This window comes from Xanthomonas sp. CFBP 8152, from assembly GCF_014199025.1.
Taxonomy (GTDB): Bacteria; Pseudomonadota; Gammaproteobacteria; order Xanthomonadales; family Xanthomonadaceae; genus Xanthomonas; species Xanthomonas arboricola_B.
Window position 1 is genome coordinate 631,981 of record NZ_JACHNO010000001.1, and the last position, 21,933, is coordinate 653,913.

The 21,933-nt window shown below is 67.6% G+C and carries 12 protein-coding genes and 1 pseudogene; 10 read left to right on the forward strand and 3 right to left on the reverse strand.

Features of this window, described 5'->3' with window-relative positions:
* The first annotated feature begins 121 nt into the window (after nt 1–121).
* Together FHT09_RS02700 and FHT09_RS02705 are read left to right on the forward strand one after the other, a co-directional pair.
* The gene (locus tag FHT09_RS02700; protein WP_181141241.1) at nt 122–2,125 is read left to right on the forward strand and encodes a TonB-dependent receptor; all 2,004 of its coding nucleotides are present in this window, start codon (nt 122–124) and stop codon (nt 2,123–2,125) included.
* Nucleotides 2,125–3,690, forward strand: coding sequence for a PepSY domain-containing protein (locus FHT09_RS02705; protein ID WP_104605189.1), 1,566 nt, complete (start codon nt 2,125–2,127; stop codon nt 3,688–3,690). Before FHT09_RS02700 ends, FHT09_RS02705 begins: the two co-directional genes overlap by 1 nt.
* 129 nt (nt 3,691–3,819) lie before the next feature.
* Here the strand turns inward: FHT09_RS02705 and FHT09_RS02710 are convergent, their stop codons facing one another.
* The 3 genes from FHT09_RS02710 to FHT09_RS02720 all read right to left on the reverse strand — a co-directional run bounded on the left by FHT09_RS02710 (nt 3,820) and on the right by FHT09_RS02720 (nt 8,204).
* A complete protein-coding gene (locus tag FHT09_RS02710) occupies nt 3,820–4,545 on the reverse strand; it encodes a phosphoadenylyl-sulfate reductase (protein WP_104604969.1) in 726 nt (241 codons plus the stop codon).
* The gene (gene cysI, locus FHT09_RS02715) at nt 4,542–6,248 is read right to left on the reverse strand and encodes an assimilatory sulfite reductase (NADPH) hemoprotein subunit (protein WP_104604967.1); all 1,707 of its coding nucleotides are present in this window, start codon (nt 6,246–6,248) and stop codon (nt 4,542–4,544) included. Before cysI ends, FHT09_RS02710 begins: the two co-directional genes overlap by 4 nt.
* Before the next feature lie 108 nt (nt 6,249–6,356).
* On the reverse strand, nt 6,357–8,204 hold the full coding sequence (locus FHT09_RS02720; protein ID WP_104604965.1) for an assimilatory sulfite reductase (NADPH) flavoprotein subunit: 1,848 nt from the start codon (nt 8,202–8,204) through the stop codon (nt 6,357–6,359).
* A gap of 178 nt (nt 8,205–8,382) precedes the next feature.
* On the opposite strand from FHT09_RS02720, the gene cysD reads away from it, so the two are divergent.
* The 8 genes and pseudogenes from cysD to FHT09_RS02760 all read left to right on the forward strand — a co-directional run bounded on the left by cysD (nt 8,383) and on the right by FHT09_RS02760 (nt 21,697).
* Complete coding sequence (gene cysD / locus FHT09_RS02725; RefSeq protein ID WP_104604962.1) at nt 8,383–9,291, forward strand: sulfate adenylyltransferase subunit CysD; 909 nt, start codon at nt 8,383–8,385, stop codon at nt 9,289–9,291.
* On the forward strand, nt 9,291–11,267 hold the full coding sequence (gene cysN / locus FHT09_RS02730; RefSeq protein WP_104604960.1) for a sulfate adenylyltransferase subunit CysN: 1,977 nt from the start codon (nt 9,291–9,293) through the stop codon (nt 11,265–11,267). Before cysD ends, cysN begins: the two co-directional genes overlap by 1 nt.
* Nucleotides 11,268–11,525: 258 nt before the next feature.
* On the forward strand, nt 11,526–12,599 hold the full coding sequence (locus tag FHT09_RS02735; RefSeq protein ID WP_047130381.1) for an efflux RND transporter periplasmic adaptor subunit: 1,074 nt from the start codon (nt 11,526–11,528) through the stop codon (nt 12,597–12,599).
* Nucleotides 12,596–15,721: an efflux RND transporter permease subunit gene (locus tag FHT09_RS02740; RefSeq protein WP_104604956.1), complete on the forward strand. Its 3,126-nt coding sequence runs from the start codon at nt 12,596–12,598 to the stop codon at nt 15,719–15,721. Before FHT09_RS02735 ends, FHT09_RS02740 begins: the two co-directional genes overlap by 4 nt.
* Nucleotides 15,722–16,016: 295 nt before the next feature.
* A complete protein-coding gene (locus tag FHT09_RS02745) occupies nt 16,017–18,692 on the forward strand; it encodes a M1 family metallopeptidase (protein ID WP_104604952.1) in 2,676 nt (891 codons plus the stop codon).
* 109 nt (nt 18,693–18,801) lie between these two features.
* A pseudogene (locus FHT09_RS02750) lies at nt 18,802–18,939 on the forward strand (GNAT family N-acetyltransferase); the annotation flags it as partial.
* Nucleotides 18,940–19,262: 323 nt separating this feature from the next.
* Complete coding sequence (locus tag FHT09_RS02755) at nt 19,263–20,186, forward strand: TrmH family RNA methyltransferase (RefSeq protein ID WP_104604950.1); 924 nt, start codon at nt 19,263–19,265, stop codon at nt 20,184–20,186.
* Nucleotides 20,183–21,697, forward strand: a complete 1,515-nt coding sequence (locus FHT09_RS02760; protein WP_104605187.1) for a carboxylesterase family protein — start codon at nt 20,183–20,185, stop codon at nt 21,695–21,697. Before FHT09_RS02755 ends, FHT09_RS02760 begins: the two co-directional genes overlap by 4 nt.
* The last annotated feature ends 236 nt before the right edge of the window (nt 21,698–21,933 follow it).

Sequence of the window (21,933 nt, forward strand, 5' to 3'; positions counted from 1 at the left end):
TGCATGGACGACCCGTTTTTCTGAAGTGATGCCTGTGCCCGCTGTGTTGCCGCGGCGCACGGCGGTGCTGCCGTGCCGGCACGGCGAAGGGTTGGTCATGCGGTTGCGATTATTGAAAACGCTGTGGTACGCGCCATCGTTGGCGCTGGTGTGGGGACCTGCCTGCAATGTACAGGCGCAGGATGCGGCATTGACCCTGGGCAAGGTGCAGGTGAACGCGCAGCCCCGGCGCAGCCCGAGCACCGCACGCGTGCTGAGTTCGGTGGATGTGATCGGTGGCGAGCTGCTGCACGATCAACACGTGGACTACAGCTGGGAGCTGCTGATGCGCGCGCCGGGGGTGCAGGTCACCCAGTTCCGCATGGGCACCGACGCGGGGCGGTTTTCGTTCCGTGGTTTCAATGGCGAGGGGCGCATCAATGCGGTGAAGCTGCTGATCGACGGCGTCCCCAGCAACGACAACGCCGGCGGCATGCCGTATCTGGATGCGGTGTTTGCGCAGGACATCAGCGCGATTGAGATCGTGCGCGGCACCAACGATGCGCGCTACGGTCTGCATGCGATCGCCGGCAGCGTGGATGTGCTGACCCGCACCGGCGGCAACGATGGCCGCCTGAGCGTGACGGCTGGCAGCTTCGGTGCGCGCGAGGTGCAGTTGGGCAAGGGGTTCGAACATGGCGCATGGAGCCAGAACTATGTGCTGGCCTGGCGCGATTCCGATGGTTATCGCGAGCACGCCGACGCGCGCAAACGCAGCGTGGCCGGCAAGTGGTTCTATACCGACCCCGATGGCGGCTTGCGTGCCGGGCTCACCACGCGTTACTACGACAATCACGCACTGGAAGCCGGTTATCTGGATGCGGCGAGCGCACGCGCGGCGCCACGCAGTTCGCCGGCTTATGCGCAGGACGATCGCAGCGAACGCCAGTTGCGGCAGACCGCATTGCATGCGGACGGCACGCTGGGCGCCGCCGCGCAGTGGAGCGCCAAGGCCTACCAGAACGACTACCGCAATCGGCGCTGGGTGCGCTTTTCCGCAGCCGGCCTGCAGCAGGAACGCGATACCGACGAGACCCATCGCGGCATGCTGTTGCGCGGCAACTGGCAGCTGGATTGGGGCGCGCTGGCGGCCAATCTGGAAGCCGGCGTGGATGCGCAGTGGCAGGACAATCAGTCGCAGCGTTACCGCACGGTGGTACGGGTGCGCGGCGCGCAATTGCGCGATTGGGATTACGACCTGCGCACGCGCGGGGCCTACGTGCAGGCGGTGCTGACTCCGATCGAGCGGCTGCAGCTGGTGCCGGGCTATCGCATCGACCGTGTCGATGGGCAGCTGCACGATGTGCGTGCCGGCATCCACGCACCCGCTTACGAGTATGGCACCATCAAGCAGCCCAAGTTCAGTGGCAGCTATCGGCTGGCCGGGCAAAGCAGCGTGTACGCGAACTGGGGGCGCAGCTTCCAGATCGGCAGCGGCGACGGTACGTACCGTCGCCAGCCGGCAAATCTCGGCCCGTCGATCAATGACGGCTGGGAGGCCGGTTTCAAGTTTGCGCCATCGGCGGTGATGGACGGCCGCCTGGCGTATTGGGAGCAACGCGCTTCCGGGGAAGTTGCCACCATCCTGGGCGTCAATGGCGTGGCCGGTGTCGGCGATGTGGCCAATGTCGGGCGCACGCTGCGGCGCGGCTGGGATGCGCAACTGAATCTGCAGCCGGCCGAACACTGGCGGGCCTGGATGGCGTATTCGCGGCAAAAGGCCAGCATCGCCACGCCCGACCCGAGTGCGCCGGCCACGCGCGGCAAGGAGATCGAGAACGTGCCGCACTGGCTTGCCACGTCCGGGCTGGAATGGCAGCTCACTGCGGCCGTGCAGCTGAGCGCCTGGGGCAATGCGCAAGGTGATTACTATCTGGAGCGCAGCAATACGCTGGGCCGCACCGGTGGTTACGCCCTGCTCAATCTGGGCGCGCGCTGGAACATGGATGCACGCAATGCGCTCAGCCTGCAGCTGCGCAATGTCACCGATCGCGCGTATGTGTATGCGTGGTACGACACCGGCAGTTCCGGCTATTCGCCGGGCGATGGACGTGCGTTGTCGCTGTCGTGGGACTGGAGTTTCTGATGCGCACAATCATGGGCGATGGCCGCGTCACCGATCCGCACCGCGACGGCCGCTGGCACTTCTATCGCGCGGTGTGGCGCTGGCATTTCTATGCCGGGTTGCTGGTGCTGCCCTTCGTCGCCTGGCTGGCGCTGACCGGTGCGGCGTTCCTGTATCAGGACGCGATCGACCGCAGCGTGCACCATGGGTTGAAGGTCGTGCCGGTGGGCGAGGTGCGGGTGTCTGCGCAACGCCTGGTCGATGCGGCGCAGCGCAGGTACGGCGGCAGCTTGTTTCGTTACACCACGCCGGCACGCGCCGATGCCAGTGCCGAGATCGGGCTGGTCGACACGCACGCTGTGCGGCAGGTGGTGTATGTCGACCCGTATCGCGCACGCGTGCTCGGCGCGCTTGCCGAGCACGGCACCCTGGCCTGGACGATTCGCCGGCTGCACAGTCTCGCGTTGATCGGGCCGTTTGCGCGCGGCTTGATCGAAATGGCGGCGGGCTGGGCGATCGTGCTGGTGTTGACCGGCGTGTATCTGTGGTGGCCGCGCGGGCGCCGCGGCGGGGTGGTCAGCGTGCGCGGCAAGCCGGGGCAGCGGCTGTTCTGGCGCGACCTGCATGCGCTCACCGGTGCCAGCGTCGGTGCGGTGTTGCTGTTCCTGGCGCTGACCGGGATGCCGTGGTCGTGGCTGTGGGGCGCGCAGGTCAACCGCTGGGTCAATGGGCAGGATTTCGGGTATCCGGCCGGGCTGCGGGTACAGCAGCCGATGTCGCAACAGCGCTTGTCCGAGACGACCGATCCGGCGTGGTCGTTGCGGCAGGCGCGTGTGCCGGCGTCTGTGGTGCCTGGGCGTGGAGCCGCGGGGGTGGATGAGGGTCTGCATGACGGGCGGGTGGGGGTGACGCTGGCGGATGCGGAACATGCGGAACATGCGGAACATGCGGAACACGCGGAACACGCGGAACATGCGGAACACGCGGAACACGCGGAACATGCAGTCCATTCGGAACATGCCGCCCACGGCGACACCGGCAGTGGCGCTGCGCCCGGGCACGGTGCGATCGGGCTGGATGCGGCGATGGCGCGGTTCGAGGCGCTCGGCATCGTGCCGGGCTACAGCGTCTCGCCACCGCGTGGCGCTACCGGGGTGTACACCGCCTCGGTCTATCCGGCCGACCTGCAGCGCCAGCGCGTGATCCATCTGGACCAGTACAGCGGCGCGGTGCTGCTGGACATGCGTTATCGGGATTACGGGCCAGTGGGACGCGCGCTGGAATGGGGCATCAACGTCCATCTGGGCCAGCAATACGGTACTGCCAACCAGGTGATCCTGTTGCTGGCGTGTGTGGCGATCGTGCTGCTGTGCGTGAGCGCGGCGGTGATGTGGTGGAAGCGTCGCCCGGTCGGCGGCCTGGGGGTGCCGCCGTTGCCGGCCGATCCGCGCACGCTGCGCGGTCTGCTGGCGCTGCTGGTGATCTGCGGGCTGATCTTCCCGCTGGTCGGGGTGTCGTTGTTGCTGATGTGGCTGTTTGACCGCTACTGGATGCAGCGCAGTCAGGCACGCGTTCTCGCGCCATGAATACGTGCGCGTCACCTCAATGCGCTGCAGACCCGCCGAGTCAGGGACGCGCTCGGCGGTGTGCCTACCGGCAAACTCGACGCGTCGTGGTGCATGCCAGCTTCGTAACGAGCGCGCACTGCGCCGCGCTCAGATGTCCTCGTGGATGCCGCACTCGCGCTTCAACCCGAAGAAGCGGGTGTCCTCTTCGCGCATGCCAGGTTCCCAGCGCCGCGTGGTGTGAAAGTCGCCGATGGACACGTAGCCTTGCTCCCACAGCGGGTGATAGGGCAGGTCGTGCGCCTGCAGGTATTGCCACACGTCGCGATCGGTCCAGTCGGCGATCGGGCTGACCTTGTAGCGCTCGCCGCGCTTTTGCACGATCGGCGTCTGCGCGCGGCCGCCAGACTGGCTGCGGCGCAGGCCGGTGAACCAGGTGCCCACGTTGAGCTCGTTCAATGCGCGCCGCATCGGCTCGACCTTGCGCAGGTTGTTGTACTGGTCGATGCCCACCATGCCCTGTTCCCACAGGCGGCCGTGGCGCGCCTCCATCCAGGCACGGCTGACCAGCGGGCGGTAGACCCTGAGGTTGAGCTTGAGCCGGTCGGCCAGCGCGTCGGCGAACCGGTAGGTTTCCGGAAACAGGTAGCCGGTATCGATCAGGATCACCGGAATGTCCGGGCGCTGCTGGGTGAGCAGGTGCAACGTGACCGCCGACTGCGCGCCGAAACTGGACGACAGCGCCGCCTCCTGCGGGCCGTGTTGCAGTGCCCAGGCCACGCGCTCGTCGGCGCGCAGTCCCTCCAGTTGCGCGTTGAGCGCCTCCAGATCGTCCGGCGCCGAAGCGGTGATCGGTGTTGCGGGCAGCGCGGTCATGCGAGCAATTCCAGGTCGAGGCGACGGTGTGTGGGGTAGGGCGGCAGGGCGATCAGGCCGCTGCGATGCAGGAAATCGCCAAAGCCTTCGTCGCCGGCCTGATCGCGTTCGGCCGCATAGCGCGCCAGCAGCGGTTCCAATGCGGCGAGGATGTCCGCTTCGGTGATGTTTTCGCGGTACAGCGTGTTCAGACGCTGGCCGCGGCGGTCGCCGCCCAGCATCAAGTTGTAGCGGCCGGGCGCCTTGCCGACCAGCGCAATCTCGGCCAGATACGGGCGCGAGCAGCCATTCGGGCAGCCGGACAGACGCAGCACGATCGGGGTGTCGGCCAGCCCGTGTTGCTCCAGCACCGGCTGCAGGGCCGTGCTGAAATCGGGTAGGTAGCGTTCGGCCTCGGCCATCGCCAGCCCGCAGGTCGGCAACGACACGCAGGCCATTGCGCCACGTGCCAACGCGGTGGGCGCGTGGTTGCCGGCATCCAGGCCGTACTGCGCGACCAGGGCATCGACGCGCGCGCGCTCGCTGGCCGGCACGCCGGCGATGACCAGGTTCTGATTGGGCGTCATGCGGAACTGGCCGACGTTCAATTGCGCGATCGCCCGCAGGCCGCTCAGGTGCGCAGCGGTGTCGGTATCGGCGATGCGTCCGGCAGGCAGGGCCAGGGTCAGATGCGACAGCCCGTCGTCGCCCTCGACCCAGCCGTAGCGGTCGCCGTTGTGCTCGAACGCAAACTGCCTGGCAGGTTGCAGCGCAAAGCCGGCACGCCGCTCGATCTCGGCCACGATGGTGTCCAGGCCGTGATCGTCGATGGTGTACTTGAAGCGCGCGCGCTTGCGCACCGTACGGTTGCCGAAGTCGCGCTGCGTGGTGACCACGGCGGTGGCCACCTCCAGTAACTGATCGCGGGTGACAAATCCGACCACATTGGCCACGCGCGGCCAGGTTTCCGCATCGCCATGGCTGGCGCCCATGCCGCCGCCGATGCTGACGTTGTAGCCGCGCAATTCGCCCTCGTGCAGGATCGCGATGAAGCCCAGATCGTTGGCGAACACGTCCACATCGTTGAGCGGCGGCGCGGCAAAGCCGATCTTGAACTTGCGCGGCAGGTAACGGTCGCCGTAGATCGGCTCCTCTTCGTTGCCGGAGCCGGACACGCGCTCTTCGTCCAGCCAGATCTCGTAATACGCACGGGTGTTGGGCAACAGATGCTCGGACACCCGCGCGGCATCGGCATACAGCGTGGCATGCGCCTGCGACAGCAGCGGATTGGCGGCGACCTGCACGTTGCGATTCACATCGCCGCAGGCGGCGAGCGTATCGATCAGGGTGGCATTGATCGCCTGCATGGTCGCCTTGAGTTCGCGCTTGATCACGCCATGAAACTGGAACGCCTGGCGCGTGGTGATGCGCAGCGAATGATTGGCGTACCGCGTGGCGATGCCATCCAGCGCCAGCCACTGCGTGGGCGAGATCACTCCGCCCGGCGTACGGGTGCGGATCATGAACTGATACGCCGGTTCGAGCTTCTGCCGACGCCGCTCATCGCGGATATCGCGATCGTCCTGCTGGTAGCTGCCGTGGTACTTGATCAGGGTCTGATCGTCCTCGCGCAGCGCACCGGTCACCGCATCGGCCAGGCTCTGTTGCAGCGACCCGCGCAGACGGCGACTTTCGGATTTGATGTCTTCGACGGAGTGGCTCATGGGAATCGGGAATGGGGAATAGGGAAACGTAAAAAGCTGCTTGGTCTGCCAGGTGAGGTCAGTTGCGGGCTGTACCGATTCCCGATTCCCCAATCCCGATTCCCAGCACTAATAGACATCGCGCGCATACCGCCCCTCCACCTGCAGCTGGGTGAGATACGCCGCGGCGGCTTCCGCATCCAGGGCGCCGTGGGTGGCGACGATGTCGAGCAGGGCGGCATGCACGTCCTTGCCCATGCCGATGGCGCCGCACACGTACAGATGCGCACCGCCCTGCAGCCAGGCGTAGACCTCGGCGCCGCGCGCGCGCAGGCGATGCTGCACGTAGATCTTTTCGGCCTGGTCGCGCGAGAACGCCAGCTCCAGCGCGTGCAGTTCGCCGCGCTGCAAGGCCTGTTGCCATTCGGCCTGGTACAGGAAATCGGTGTTGAAATGCTGGGCGCCGAAGAACAGCCAGTTGCGGCCTTTGGCGCCGGTTTCGGCACGTTCCTGCACGAAGCCGCGGAATGGCGCCACGCCGGTGCCCGGGCCGATCATCAGGATGTCGCGGTCGGTATCGGCCGGCACCCGGAAGCGTTCGTTCGGCTCGATGTAGACCGGTGCGGTATCACCCTCGTGCAGGGCGGCAAGAAACCCGCTGGCCGAGCCCAGGTGCGCATGCCCGTGCGCCTGGTAGGTGAGTTCGTCCACCACCAGATGCACTTCCTCGCCCACGCGCTTGCGGCTGGAGGCGATCGAGTACAGGCGCGGGGTGAGCGGACGCAGCGCGGCCAGCAGGCCGGCATGGTCCCAATCCGCCGGCCAGCGCCGCAGCACGTCGATCAGCTGGTGATCGGTGAGCAACGACGCCAGGCCGGCGGTCTGGGTGGGGGTGAGCAGCGCTTGCAGCTCGTCGGCGCGCGCACGCTCTGCATGGGCGGCCAGCAGCGGCCGCGACAGCTTGGTCAGTTCGCGCCGGGTGGCCAACCACTCGTGCAGGGCCAGCGTCTCGGCGCCGACGGTGACCGCGGCACGACCATCCAGGCGCAGCGTCTCCAGCACCGCATCCACCAGCGCGGGCGGATTGCGATGGCGGATGCCCAGCGCATCGCCGGGCTCGTAGCTCAGCCCGCTGCCTTCCAGCGAAAGTTCCAGATGGCGCACGCGCTTGCTCGGCAATGCGTACACGCGGAACCGCGGGCCCTTAAAGTCGCGCCCGCTGACGATCTGGTTGGCCAGCAGTTCGGCAGGGAAGGGCTGCTGATGCGACCACGCCGGTGCGGCTGCACTGCTGCGCAACGGCGTGATGGTGGCCGATGGCGGGCCGCTGCTGAGCTGCTCGCGTGCGTGCTTGAGCGCCTGCGCGCGCCAGGGCGCAGCGACGCTGTCGATCTCCAGGTCGGCTTCGCCGCGCGGCTGCACGCGGCTGCCGCCAAGTTCGGCCAGGCGGTCGTCGATGCGGCGTGCGATGCCGCAGAAATCCGCGTAACTGGAATCGCCCAGGCCGAGCACCGCGTACTTGAGCTCGGGCAGCTTGGGCGCGCGGCGGCCGGCCAGAAATTCCACCAGACCGATCGCATCGTCCGGCGGGTCGCCCTCGCCCTGGGTGCTGATGACCACGTAGAGCAACCGCTCGCTGGCCAGTTCGCGGGTGGCGTACTGGTCGGCGCGCAGCAGACGCACGCTCAGGCCGGCGGCCCCGGCCTCGGCTGCCAGCTGCTCGGCTTCCCGACGTGCGTTGCCGGTCTGGCTGCCGTACAGCACGGTCAGGCGCCGGCTTTCCTGCGACTGCACATGCGGCTGGCCGCCCGGCAACACCGCCAGCGGCCGCGGCGGTTGGCCTTGTGCCAGGCCGGCGGTGTAACCGGACAGCCACCACAGTGACGCGGCATCCAGGCCGTCGACCAACCGTTCCAGCAGCGCCTTGCGCTCGTCGGGCAAGGGGCTGGGCGGTAGCGCGGAACTGGCGGCGGTCATTCGGATCCAGGGCGGTTGATGAGACCAGTGAGGTTATGGAAGCGCCGCCGCGTCCAGAAAGGATGAGCCGTTATCGCGTTATGCCGGCCGCTTATTTGGGTGCGGGCTGCCCGCGCCACACACTGCGGCGCCTTGCCCTACCATCGGCTGGTCTGCCCGCCGACGCCCACGAACCCCGATGACCCTGCTGCCCCTGTCACACCTGGATCGGCTCGAGGCCGAAAGCATCCACATCCTGCGCGAGGTCGCCGCCGAATTCCGGGTCCCGGTGATGCTGTATTCGGTGGGCAAGGACAGCTCGGTGCTGCTGCATCTGCTGCTCAAGGCATTCGCGCCGTCGCCGCCACCGATCCCGCTGCTGCACGTGGACACGCGCTGGAAGTTCGGCGAGATGATCGCCTTCCGCGACCGCCGCGCGGCCGAAACCGGCGTGGACCTGCGCGTGCACATCAACCCCGATGGCATCGCCCAGGACGTCGGCCCGATCAGCCATGGCGCGGCGGTGCATACCGACATCATGAAGACCCAGGGCCTGAAGCAGGCGCTGGAGCAGGGCGGCTTCGATGCGGCGATCGGCGGGGCGCGCCGCGACGAGGAGAAGTCGCGCGCCAAGGAGCGCGTGTTCTCGTTCCGCAACGCGCGTCATCGCTGGGACCCCAAGAACCAGCGCCCGGAACTGTGGAATCTCTACAACGCGCGCACCAAACCCGGCGAAAGCGTGCGCGTGTTTCCGCTGTCCAACTGGACCGAGCTGGATATCTGGCTGTACATCTACCGCGAGCGGATACCGGTGGTGCCGCTGTATTTCGCCGCGCCGCGCCCGGTGGTGCAGCGCGACGGCGCCTGGATCATGGTCGACGACGACCGCCTGCCATTGCACGACGGCGAGACGCCGCAACTGCGCTCGGTGCGCTTCCGCACGCTGGGCTGCTATCCGCTGACCGGCGCGATCGAATCGACCGCAGACACGCTGGAAGCGGTGATCGCCGAAATGCTGGTCAGCACCAGCTCCGAACGCCAGGGCCGCATGATCGATCATGCGCCAGGTGCGTCGATGGAGCAGAAGAAGCTTGAGGGGTATTTCTGATGGGCAGGGAATCGGGATTCGGGATTGGGGATTCGCAACGGCGGTTCGCCGTGGACGGAACGGAGGAAGCAGCTGCCTTTGCCAATTCCCAATCCCCACTCCCCAATCCCGGCGCCATCAGCGCTTACCTGCATCAACACGAAGCCAAACCGCTGCTGCGCTTCATCACCTGCGGCAGCGTGGACGATGGCAAGAGCACCTTGATCGGGCGCCTGCTGTACGACAGCAAGCGCCTGTTCGACGATCAGCTTGCCGCGCTGGAGGGCGATAGCCGTCGGCATGGCACGCAGGGCGAGGGTATCGACTATGCGTTGTTGATGGATGGGCTGGCCGCCGAGCGCGAGCAGGGCATCACCATCGATGTGGCGTACCGCTATTTCGATACCGAGCGGCGCAAGTTCATCGTCGCCGACTGCCCCGGGCATGAGCAGTACACGCGCAACATGGCCACCGGTGCATCCACTGCCGATGTCGCGGTGGTGCTGGTGGATGCGCGCAAGGGGTTGCTGGCGCAGACGCGCCGGCACAGTTACATCGTGTCGTTGCTGGGCATCGGCCACGTGGTGCTGGCGGTCAACAAGATGGACCTGGTGGACTACGACGCGCAGGTCTTCGCCGACATCGCCGAGGGCTATCGCGCGTTGGCCGCGCAGCTGGGCATTGCCGATGTGCAGTGCATTCCGCTGTCGGCACTGGCTGGCGAAAATCTGTCCAGCCCATCGACGCGGATGCCGTGGTACCGCGGCCCGCATCTGCTGCAGCATCTCGACACCGTGCACGTGGAGACGCCGGAAGCCGGCAGCGGCTTCCGGTTGCCGGTGCAGTGGGTCAATCGCCCCCATCAGCACTTCCGTGGCTACGCCGGCACCATCGCGGCCGGGCAGGTGCGCGTGGGCGATGCCGTGGTGGTGGTGCCGTCCGGGCGGCGCACACAGGTGGCATCGGTGCTGAATGCCGACGGCGAGGTGGACAGCGCACGTGTCGGCCAGGCGGTCACGCTGACCTTGCGCGACGAGATCGATATCAGCCGCGGCGACATCATCGCCGCCGTCGACGACCCGCCGGAAGTGGCCGACCAGTTCGCCGCGCATCTGCTGTGGATGGACGATGCCGCCTTGCTGCCGGGCCGCCCGTACTGGCTCAAGATCGGCACGCGTACGGTCACCGCGAGCATCAGCGAGATCAAGCACAAGGTCGATGTGAACACGCAGGAGCGGCTGGCCGCCAAGCGGCTGGAGCTCAACGAGGTGGGCTACTGCAATCTGGCGCTGGACGAGCCGATCGCGTTCTCGCCGTATGCGCGCAACCGCGTGTTGGGCGGCTTTATCCTGATCGACCGGCAAAGCAATGCCACGGTGGCCGCAGGCACGCTGGAGTTTGCGTTGAGGCGCGCCGGCAACGTGCACTGGCAGCATCTGGACGTGGATCGCGCCGCGCGCGCGCGCATCAAGGGCCAGGCCCCGCGCGTGCTGTGGTTCACCGGCTTGTCGGGTGCGGGCAAGTCCACTGTCGCCAATCTGGTCGACAAGCGGTTGCATGCGCTGGGCTATCACACCTTCATCCTGGACGGCGACAACGTGCGCCATGGGCTCAACCGCGATCTGGGCTTCACCGACGAAGACCGCGTGGAAAACATCCGCCGCGTGGCCGAGGTGGCGCGGCTGATGGCCGATGCCGGCCTGATCGTGCTGGTGAGCTTCATTTCGCCGTTCCGCGCCGAGCGGCAGCTGGCGCGCGAGCGCTTCGACGCCGGAGACTTCGTCGAGGTGTTCGTGGATGTGCCGCTGGCGGTCGCCGAGGCGCGCGATGTGAAGGGGCTGTACCGCAAGGCGCGGGCCGGGCAGATTCCCAACTTCACCGGCATCGATTCGCCCTACGAGGCCCCGGAGGCGCCGGAGGTCCATCTTCACGCCGATGGTGAGAACGTAGAGGCGCTGGCGCGTCATGTGCTCGCGTTTCTCGGCCTGGAACGCTGAGCGTGGCTGACAGGACATAGCGGCAGGGGTCAGGTGGGTGTGGGCAACGCAAAGCTCACGCATGAATGCGTGCATGCAGCGCCGAAGCGGCGGCCACACCCCGTCCGGCACCACGCCGCCATGTTTGTGGCTGCGCTGGCCAGCGCATCGCGCCGACGACAGCAAGGGTCTTTGGTCATGGTGCAAAGCACGCCCTTTCTGTCAACTCCATGGCGGCTAGGTCGTTAAACTTTCGACGTACCCCGCCAGGATGTTCCGATGCTTGTTCGACCCAGCGCGCGTTTCGGCGCAGCGCTCTTGTTGGCCGTCGCGCTGGCCGGTTGCAGCCGTCAGGCCGCCGCGCCGGCCGCCGCAAAACCCATCCCGGTCTCTGTGCAGGCGGTGACCACCCAGCCCTGGAACTCGACCGTGCAGTCGATCGCCACCGTGCGTGCGCGCGAATCGGTGGCGCTGACCGCGGCGGTGAGCGATGTGGTGGAGCAGGTCAATTTCGACAGCGGCGACGAGGTCAAGGCCGGGCAGTTGCTGCTGCGGCTGCGCGGCAATTCGCAGCAGGCGGCGCTGACGGCCGCCCAGGCCACCTTCGAAGAAACCGATCAGCTGTACCGGCGCCAGTTGAGTCTGGTTGGCCAGCAGCTGGTGGCCAAATCCACCGTGGATACGCAACGCGCGCTGCGCGATGCGGCGCAGGCACGCGTGCAGCAGATGCGCGCGGAGATCACCGACCGCGAGGTGCGTGCGCCGTTCTCCGGCGTGCTCGGCATCCGTCAGATCAGCCCGGGCTCGTTGATCACCTCCAGCACGGTGATCGCCACGCTGGACGATGTGGCGCGCATGTACGTGGACTTCCAGGTGCCGGAGTCGCAGTTCGGCCTGGTGCAGCTCGGCAACCCCGTCAATGGCACCGCGGCGGCGTATCCGGGCCAGCAGTTCGAAGGCGTGGTGGCGGCGATCGATTCGCGCATCGACGAGACCACCCGCTCGGTGACGGTGCGCGCGGATTTCCCCAACGGCGATCGCCGCCTGCGCCCGGGCATGCTGCTGGATGTGCGCCTGTTCCAGCCGGCGCGGCAGGCGGTGGTGATCCCGGAAATTGCGGTGGTGCAGGTAGGGCGCGAGTCCTACGTGTTCCGGGTCAAGCCCGACAGCAGCGTGGAGCGCGCCGACGTGCGCCTGGGCGAGCGCCGCGACGGCAAGGTGGAGATTCTCGACGGGGTCAAGGCCGGTGAGCGCATCGTGGTGGACGGCACCGGCAAGCTGCGTCCGGGCCTGAAGGTGGTCGATCAGGCCGCCCCCGCATCTGCAGCGGCGCACCCGCAGGCAGCACGATGAAGCTCTCCGACCTGTCCATTACCCGCCCGGTGATGGCGGTGGTGATGAGCCTGCTGCTGATCGTGCTGGGGGTGATGTCGTTCACCCGGCTGACCTTGCGCGAGTTGCCGGCGATCGACCCGCCGATCGTGTCGGTGGATGTGGAATACACCGGCGCCTCGGCGGCGGTGGTGGAAAGCCGCATCACCCAGGTGCTGGAAGACGCACTGGCCGGCATCGAAGGCATCGAGACCATCGAGGCGCGCAGCCGCAATGGCGCTTCCGATATCAGTATCGAATTCGTGCAGTCGCGCGATGTGGAAGCCGCCGCCAACGATGTGCGCGATGCGGTCAGCCGCGTCTCCGACCGCATGCCCGACCAGGCGCGTCCGCCGGAGATTTCCAAGGTCGAGGCCGACGCCGACCCCATCCTGTGGCTCAACATGAGCTCCAGCACGATGGATACGCTGCAGCTGTCCGACTACGCCGAGCGCTACGTGGTGGACCGCTTCTCCAGCCTGGACGGCGTGGCGCAGGTGCGTATCGGCGGGCGCCAGCGTTATGCGATGCGGATCTGGCTGGACCGCGATCAACTGGCCGCGCGCGAACTCACCGTGGCCGACGTGGAAGCGGCGCTGCAGAACGAGAACGTGGAGCTGCCGGCCGGCAGCATCGAATCGGCACAGCGCGATTTCACCTTGCGCGTGGAGCGCAGTTATCTCAAGCCCGAGGATTTTGCCAAGCTGCCGCTCAGCAAGGGCGAGGGCGGCTATGTGGTGCGTCTGGGCGACGTGGCCAGGGTCGAGCTGACCTCGGCCGAGCGACGCGCCTACTTCCAGAGCAACGGCGTGCCCAATGTGGGCCTGGGCATCGTGCGCAACTCCACTGCCAACGCGCTGGACGTTGCACGCGAGGCGCGCACGCAGGCCGAGGAGGTGCAGAAATCGCTGCCGCAGGGCACCAACATCTTCGTCGCCTTCGACACCACGACCTTCATCGATGCGGCGGTGGAGCGCGTCTATCACACGCTGATCGAAGCGGTGGTGCTGGTGCTGGTGGTGATCTGGGTGTTTCTGGGCAGCGCACGTGCGGCGCTGATTCCTGCAGTGACGGTGCCGGTGTGTCTGATCGCCGCGTTCATCGCGCTGTACGCGTTCGATTTTTCGATCAACCTGCTGACCTTGCTTGCGCTGGTGCTGTGTATCGGTCTGGTGGTGGACGATGCCATCGTGGTGGTAGAAAACATCCAGCGCCGCATCGACCTGGGCGAGCCGCCCCTGGTGGCGGCCAAGCGCGGTACCGGCCAGGTCGCCTTCGCGGTGATCGCCACCACCGCGGTGCTGGTGGCGGTGTTCCTGCCGGTGGGCTTTCTGGAAGGCAACACCGGGCGCCTGTTCCGCGAGCTGGCGGTGGCACTGGCGGCAGCGGTGGCGATCTCCGCCTTCGTGGCGCTGACGCTGACGCCGATGATGTCGTCCAAGCTGTTGCGCTCGCATAGGCAGGCCAGGCCCAATCGCTTCCATCGCTGGTTCGATGGCCGCATGCAGGCGGTGTCCGGTGCGTACGGTCGCTCGCTGGAGCGGCACGTGCATCGCACCTGGATCTTCGCGCTGTTGATGCTGTTGGCACTGGGTGCCAGCGCATGGTTGATGAGCCGGATTCCCTCCGAGCTGGCACCGGCCGAAGACCGCGGTAATTTCCAGATCATGATCGACGGGCCCGAAGGCGCCGGTTTCGATTACACCGTGGGGCAGATGCATCAGGTCGAGGCGATCCTCGGCCCCTATGTGGGCCCGGACAAGCCCATCGTGCGCGCCAACCCGCGCGTGCCGGGCGGCTTCGGCAGCAGCGAGGAAATGCACACCGGCCGGGTCAGCGTGTTCCTGCAGGACTGGGAGAAACGCACCCGCCCGACCACCGAGGTGGCCGACGAACTGCAGCAAAAGCTCAACGTGCTCAGCGGCGTGCGCGCACGCACGCAGGTGAGCGGCGGGCTGGTGCGCAGCCGCGGGCAGCCGTTCCAGCTGGTACTGGGCGGGCCGGATTATGCGGAGATCGCACATTGGCGTGACCGCATCCTGCAGCGCATGGAAGCCAATCCCGGCCTGGTCGGCCCGGACTCGGACTACAAGGAAACCCGCCCGCAGATGCGCGTCAACATCGACCGCCTGCGTGCGGCCGATCTGGGCGTGCCGGTGACCGCGATCGGTGGCGCGCTGGAGGCGATGATGGGCTCGCGCCGCGTGACCACGTTCGTGGACAACGGCGAGGAGTACGACGTGATGCTGCAGGCCGGCCGCGAAGGCCGCATGGCGCCGGAAGACCTCACCGCCATCCGCGTGCGTTCCACGCGTGGCGAGCTGATTCCGCTGTCCAACCTGGTCACGCTCAGCGAAGTGGCCGAGGCCGGCACCCTGAATCGCTTCAACCGCCTGCGTGCGATCACCATCAGTGCCGGCCTGGCGCCTGGCTACCCGCTCGGCGAGGCGATCGACTGGGCGCAGCAGACCGCACGCGAGGAATTGCCCGAGTATGCGCAGGTGGACTGGAAGGGCGAATCACGCGAATACCAGCAATCCGGCAGCGCGGTGCTGCTGACCTTCGGCATGGCGCTGCTGGTGGTGTATCTGGTGCTGGCCGCGCAGTTCGAAAGCTTCGCCCATCCGTTGGTGATCATGCTCACGGTGCCGTTGGCAGTGCTGGGTGCACTGGTCGGGTTATGGGTCACCGGCGGTACGCTCAACCTGTTCAGTCAGATCGGCATCGTGATGCTGGTGGGGCTGGCGGCCAAGAACGGCATCCTGATCGTGGAGTTCGCCAATCAGTTGCGCGACGAAGGGCGCAGCGTGCATGAGGCGATCGTGGAATCGGCATCGGTGCGCCTGCGTCCGATCCTGATGACCTCGATCGCCACCGTGGTCGGCGCGATTCCGCTGGTGGTGGCCGGCGGGCCCGGCTCGGCCAGTCGCGCCACGATCGGCGTGGTGGTGATCTTCGGCGTGTCGCTGTCCACGTTGCTGTCGCTGTACGTGGTGCCTGCGTTCTACAGCCTGATCGCGCCATTCACCAAGTCGCCCGAAGCGGTGGCGCGCGAACTGGAGAGCCTGGAGGCGCAGACGCCGTCGGTAGGTGGGCACGCCTGAGTGATACCGGCAGCGGTGCGCTGCTGCCGGTTGTCGCCGACGCGGGATGCTGCGGCCGGCCTTGATCGCGGCGTTTGCATGCGGCTGCATCGCGAACAAAACCCAACAGCGGGGCGCAGGCTGTGCCCAGCGGGCGCGGCAGCGCCAGGCCAGCGCGATTGATGCGACGCCGCAGCGCGGCCGGTTGCCTTTGCGGGCGGCGCGCCCACCGCGTCTGCAGCGCAATGACTAAGGTCACATGACAGTCATGCCCGGCTGTGGTCGACTTCCGCGGTTACCCTGCCCGGAATCGCCAATGCGTCGTCTCGCCTGCCTGCTTGCACCCTCTCTCCTTGCGCTGTGCTGCGGCACCGCGCTGGCGCAGTCCTCCGGCGAGCCGGTGCCCAATGGCCGCCTGCCGACCTGGGCGGTGCCCGAGCGCTACAGCCTGTCGTTCAAGATCGATCCGGACCAGAGCGAGTTCAGCGGGCGCACCAGCATCCGCGTGCAGCTCAAGCAGGCCTCCGATCACCTCTGGCTGCACGGCAAGGAGCTGAAGGTCAGCAAGGTCACGGTCAAGCCGGTCAAGGGCAAGGCGCTGATCGCCCGCTATGTGGAAGCCGATGCGCAGGCCGGTGTGGTGCGCCTGGATTTCGGCCGTACGCTGCAGCCGCAGACGCTCACCGTGGACATCGTCTACAGCGCGCCGCTCAACCAGCAGCTGCAGGGTCTGTATCAGGTGAAGTACCAGGGCCAGGCCTATGCGATGACGCAGATGGAGCCGATCAGCGCGCGCTATGCGTTCCCCGGTTTCGACGAGCCCGCATTCAAGACCCCGTTCGACCTCAGCCTGACCGTGCCCACCGACGACCAGGCGCTGGCCAACACCATCGCCACCTCGAGCAAGCCGGCCGGCAAGGGCTGGAAGACGGTGACCTTCGCCCCGACCGTGCCGCTGCCGACCTATCTGGTCGCCTACGCCGCCGGACCCTGGGATGTGGTGGACGTGCCGGCCATGCCGGCCACCCCGCAGCGCCCCAACCCGACCCCGTTGCGCGGCATTGCCGCCAAGGGCCAGGGCCCGCGCATCACCCCGGCGCTGGACCAGACCCCGGCGATCATCGCCGCGCTGGAGGACTATTACGCTTTCGGTTATCCGTTCGACAAGCTCGATCTGGTCGCCGCCCCGGACTTCAGCGCCGGTGCGATGGAAAACCCGGGGTTTGTCACCTTCCGCGACTGGCTGCTGTTGCTGGACAAGGACTCGCCGGCCGAGAACGTGCAGCGCTCCTTCAACACCAACGCACATGAGCTGGCCCACCAGTGGACCGGCGACGCCGTCACCATGGAGTGGTGGGACGACCTGTGGTTGAACGAGGCGTTCGCCACCTGGATGCAGCAGAAGATCACCATGCAGCTGCACCCGGAATACCGCGCCAATCTGGACCGCATCGGCGGCGCGCAGCATGCGATGGACAACGACAGCCTGGTCAGCGCGCGCAAGATCCGCCAGCCGATCACCGGCAACGGCGATATCGAGACCGCCTTCGACGGCATCACCTACCAGAAGGGTGCGGCGGTGCTGGCGATGTTCGAAGCCTTCGTCGGCGAAGACGTGTTCCGCCAAGGCATGCGCGCCTATATCGCCAAGCACACCTTCGGCAGCGCCACTGCCGACGATCTGGTCGATGCGATCGCCGATGCCGCCGGTAAGGGCGAGGAATTCAAGGCCGCATTCCGCAGCTTCCTCAATCAGCCGGGCGTACCGTATCTGCAGACCCAGCTCGCCCGCGAAGGCGGCAAGACCGTGGTCAAGCTGCAGCAGCAACGCTACCTGCCGCTGGGCTCCACCGGTTCCACTGCGCAGCAATGGGGTGTGCCGGTGTGCGTCAAGTACGGCAAGGGCAAGAACCAGGTCGGCACCGCCTGCCAGATGCTTGCCGACGGCAGCGGCAGCATCGTGCTGGACGGCGCCGGCAAGAACACCTGGGTGTTCCCGAACGCGCGTGGCGCCGGCTACTACCGTTTCAGCCTGCCCAAGAAGCAGCTGGCTGAACTGGGCAAGCAGGTCGGCCAGCTCGACGACAACGAACGGCTGGCCTACGCCGATGCGATCGATGCGGCCTACCGCCACGGCGATACCGACGGCGACGCCGTGCTGGCAGCGCTCCAGCAGTTGGCGCCGTCCGAATCTTCAGATGTGTCCACGGCGCTGCTGGGCCGCTTCGTGTGGATCTGGCGCTACCAGGCCACCAGCGAGGCCCAGCGCGGCGCGCTGCGCAAGGCCGCCGAACAGGCGTATCTGCCGCGTCTGCGTCAGCTGGGTTACACGCGGCGTAGCGGCGAGTCGATCGACGACACCAGCTTGCGCTCGGCGCTGGCCGGGCTGTTCGCGCTGCGTCTGCAGAATGCGGAAGTGCGCAAGGCCCTGCTGGCCCAGGGCGATGCGGTGCTGGCCGGCGGCAACGGCGCACTGGACTTCTCCAAAGCCAATCCGGATCTGCTCGGCACCGCACTGGCAGTGACCGCGCAAGAGCGCGGCGCACCGGCGGTGCAGAGCCTGATCGGTGCACTGCGCACGCATGCCGACCCGGCGCAGCGCAACGCCATGATCGCCGCCTTGGGCACACTGCAGGACCCGGCGCTGCTCAAGCAGGTGCGTGATTTCGCGCTGACCGATGCGATCAAGGTGGGCGAGATGAAGAGCCTGCTGATGCGCGGTCATAGTGACGAGGCCTCGCATGCGTCGATGTGGCCGTGGTTCACCGCCAACTTCGACCGTATCGTGCAGCGCAGCGGCTCGTTCGACGGCGGCGGATTGCCGGCGCTGGGTGCGTCCGGCGGCTGCAGCGTGGAAGAAGCCGACCGCCTGGATGCGTTCTTCAAGCCGCGCCTGGCCACGCTCAGCGGCGCCGACCGCGGCATGGCGCAGACCGGCGAGACCATCCGCCTGTGCGCCGCGCTCAAGCAGGCGCAAACCGCCAGGCGCTGAGCTGCGGCCTGCGGCCCGGGTGCGCGGTAACGGCAGTGTCGATACCGCGCACATCACATCAAGAACGGCGACAAGCACCTGCATGTTCCGCCAGCGGGCGCGGCGGGACCATCCGGCATCGGCCAAGGTGCTGCTGCGCAACGGCTTCGTCGAGGAAGGCTGCAGCCGCTGCGCGATCATGCGGCCGGATGGGCTGCACGATTTGCGCGTGTTCGCGCGGGTGGGGGTGCCGGACGATCTGGACTGATCCCGGCCATGTGCGCTGGCGAACGCGTCGACCAGGCGCGTTTGCGCGCTGCAGGCTGTCGCAGATCCGTCACCGGCATCGGCGTCGATCCCGCGTGTCCTGCATGGCGTCAACGTCAAACCGAGTCACCCGTGCTGCAGGGCCTCGAAAGCAGCGCCTCGGCTACCCCGTATACGGCGCGTTGCGCCAGTGGCTTACCATCGTCGCCAATGCGTCTGCACCGCCGGCTGCGCCGGCCCGCAGGATGACGAACACCGCTGGTGGCAGAAGGGGCGATACCGTCCCCGCAGAGCCGGCAAGCAACACGAACCTTGGATACGACGATGACACAGCATGATGGACGGGGCGGACGACCGCCGCGCGATGGCGGCAGCTCCGGCGCCTCGCACAATCCCTGGGGTCGCGCCGCGCCGCGCACACCGGCAGCGCGGCCGCCGGCACAGCAGGCGCCAACGGCTTACACGCCTGCTGCTGCGCAGGCCGCGGCGTCATCGTCCGGCGGCAACGCGCGCGAACTGCGGCTGTACGGCATCAACGCCGTGCAGGCCGTGTTCAAGGCGCGCCCGGAGGCAGTGCGCAAGCTGTACTTGAGCCAGGCGCGCATTCCGCAGTTCAAGGCCTTGCTGGCCTGGTGCGTGGCCCAGCGCATCGGTTACCGCGTGGTCGAGGAAGCCGATCTCAGCAAGCTCGCCGCCAGCACGCACCATGAGGGTGTGGTGGCCGATGTGCTGCGCGTCGCCCCACAGCCGTTGCAGGACTGGCTGGCCGCGTTGCCGCAGGGGCCGGTGCTGGCGCTGTGGCTGGATGGCGTGGGCAACCCGCACAACTTCGGCGCGATCCTGCGCTCGTCCGCGCACTTCGGGGTGGCCGGCCTGCTGCTGCCTGCCGGCGCCACGCTGGGTCTGTCCGGCGCAGCCGCGCGCGTGGCCGAAGGTGGCGCCGAAGCGGTGCCGCTGGTGCAACTGCCCGAGACCGCAACGGCGATGGCGCAGCTGCGTCAGGCCGGTTTCGCGGTGGCGGCCACTCTGGTGGAGGGCGGTCAGGACGTGTTCGCCGCCGCGCTGCCGCAACGGCTGGTGTATGTGATGGGCGCGGAGAGCGAGGGCATGGACCGCCAGTTCGCGCGCGATTGCGACCTGCAGTTGTCGATCCGCGGCAGCGGCAAGGTCGAAAGCCTCAATGTGGCCTCGGCCACCGCCGTGTTCCAGGCCGCCTGGGGTGCCCGCGCGCTGAGTGGAGAAGCCTGATGCGCCTGTATGCCGGTCTGCTTGCCGCCGCTTGCGCGTTGAGCGCCAGCGCGCATGCTGCAGCGGCATCCACGCCCGCGGCACCGCCACAGGTGCGCACCGATCACGGTCTCGTGCGCGGGCAGTGGCAGGACGACGGCAGTGCGGTGTTCCGCGCGATTCCGTTTGCCGCACCACCGCTGGGCGCGTTGCGTTGGCAGCCGCCGCAACCGGCTGCCGCCTGGTCGGACGTGCGCGATGCCACCCAGGCCGCCACCCCGTGCGTGCAACCGGCGCTGGGCTGGAACAACGCCATGGCCAGGCGCGGCAGCGAAGACTGTCTTTACGTCGAAGTGCAGACGCCAACGCTGCAGCCGGCCAAGCCGCTGCCGGTGTTCGTCTGGATCCACGGCGGCGCCAATGTGGCCGGCGGCGCCGATGGTCATCTGCCGACCAACCTGGTCGCACAGGGCGTGCTGGTGGTGACGCTGCAGTACCGGCTCGGCGCGCTCGGCTTCCTGTCGCTGCCGGAACTGCGCGATGGCGACCATCAGGCCGCCGGCAACTACGCCTTGCTCGATCAGATCGCTGCGCTGCGGTGGGTGCGCGACAACATCGCGCAGTTCGGTGGCGACCCTGCGCGGGTCACCATCGCCGGGCAGTCGGCCGGTGGCCAGGATGTGGGCTTGCTGATGCTCAGCCCGCTGGCACGCGGCCTGTTTTCGGCGGCGATCGAGCAGAGCGGCACCGCCGGGTTCGGATTGCCGGCGCGTTCGCTGGAGGACAATCGCGCGCTGGGTGTGGAGATCGCCAAGCGTGCAGGTATCGACGACCCCGCCACGCGTCTGGCGCAGCTGCGCGCGCTGCCGGTGGAGCAGCTGATCGAGGCCGGGCAGGATGTCGACGTGCCGGCACTGGATGACGATGGCTACATCTGGCTACAGGCCATCGTCGATGGGCGCGTGCTGCCGCGTGCGCCGGCCGCGTTGCTGGCCGACGGTGCACAGGCCAAGGTGCCGCTGTTGATCGGCTATGTGGTACAGGAGCTGGAATACGGCGGCAAACAGGGCGCGCAGGTGCGGCTGCGTCGCGACTATCCCGCGCAGGCCGACGCCGTGCTGCAGACGCTACGTACGCATGCGACGCAGCGTGCCGCACGGCAGGGCGACGCGCCGATGCAGCTATCCACCGATCTGACCTTCCGTTGCCCGGCAGTGACCGTTGCCCAGCACCAGGCCGCGCTCGGCGTGCCGGTGTGGCAGTACGTGTTCGATACCGCCGCACCGGGCGGGCAGGTGACGCATAGCGCCGAGCTGCCGTTCCTGTTCAAGGGCTTGCCGATCGGCCAGCCGCCGGTGAGTCTGCAGCGCTACTGGGCCGCCTTCGTACAGCGTGGCAATCCCAACACCAGCGGCTTGCCGGACTGGCCGGCATTTGCGCCCAAGCATGCGGCATTGCAGTTCGACGCCAGCGGCGTGCGCCAACTCAAGGATGCGCGCCCGGCCGTGTGCGCAGGCATGGACTTGCCCTGACGGATCGCACTGCGCGCGCGGTCAACGCACTTCAACGTGCGCAGCCCCGCCCGCCGACGCAGAAGCCGCCGTTGCGCATTTCCGGCGGCACGCTGATGCGGGCGACAACCGCACCCGGGGCAGACGGATAGCTGTAACCGGCTATTGCCAGCGTGCAGCAGGGCGGCTGCTCCACTCTCAGTGACGGCCGGCGTTGCATGGGAGGGGTGGCCACCGCTGCATCGCACTCCACCATA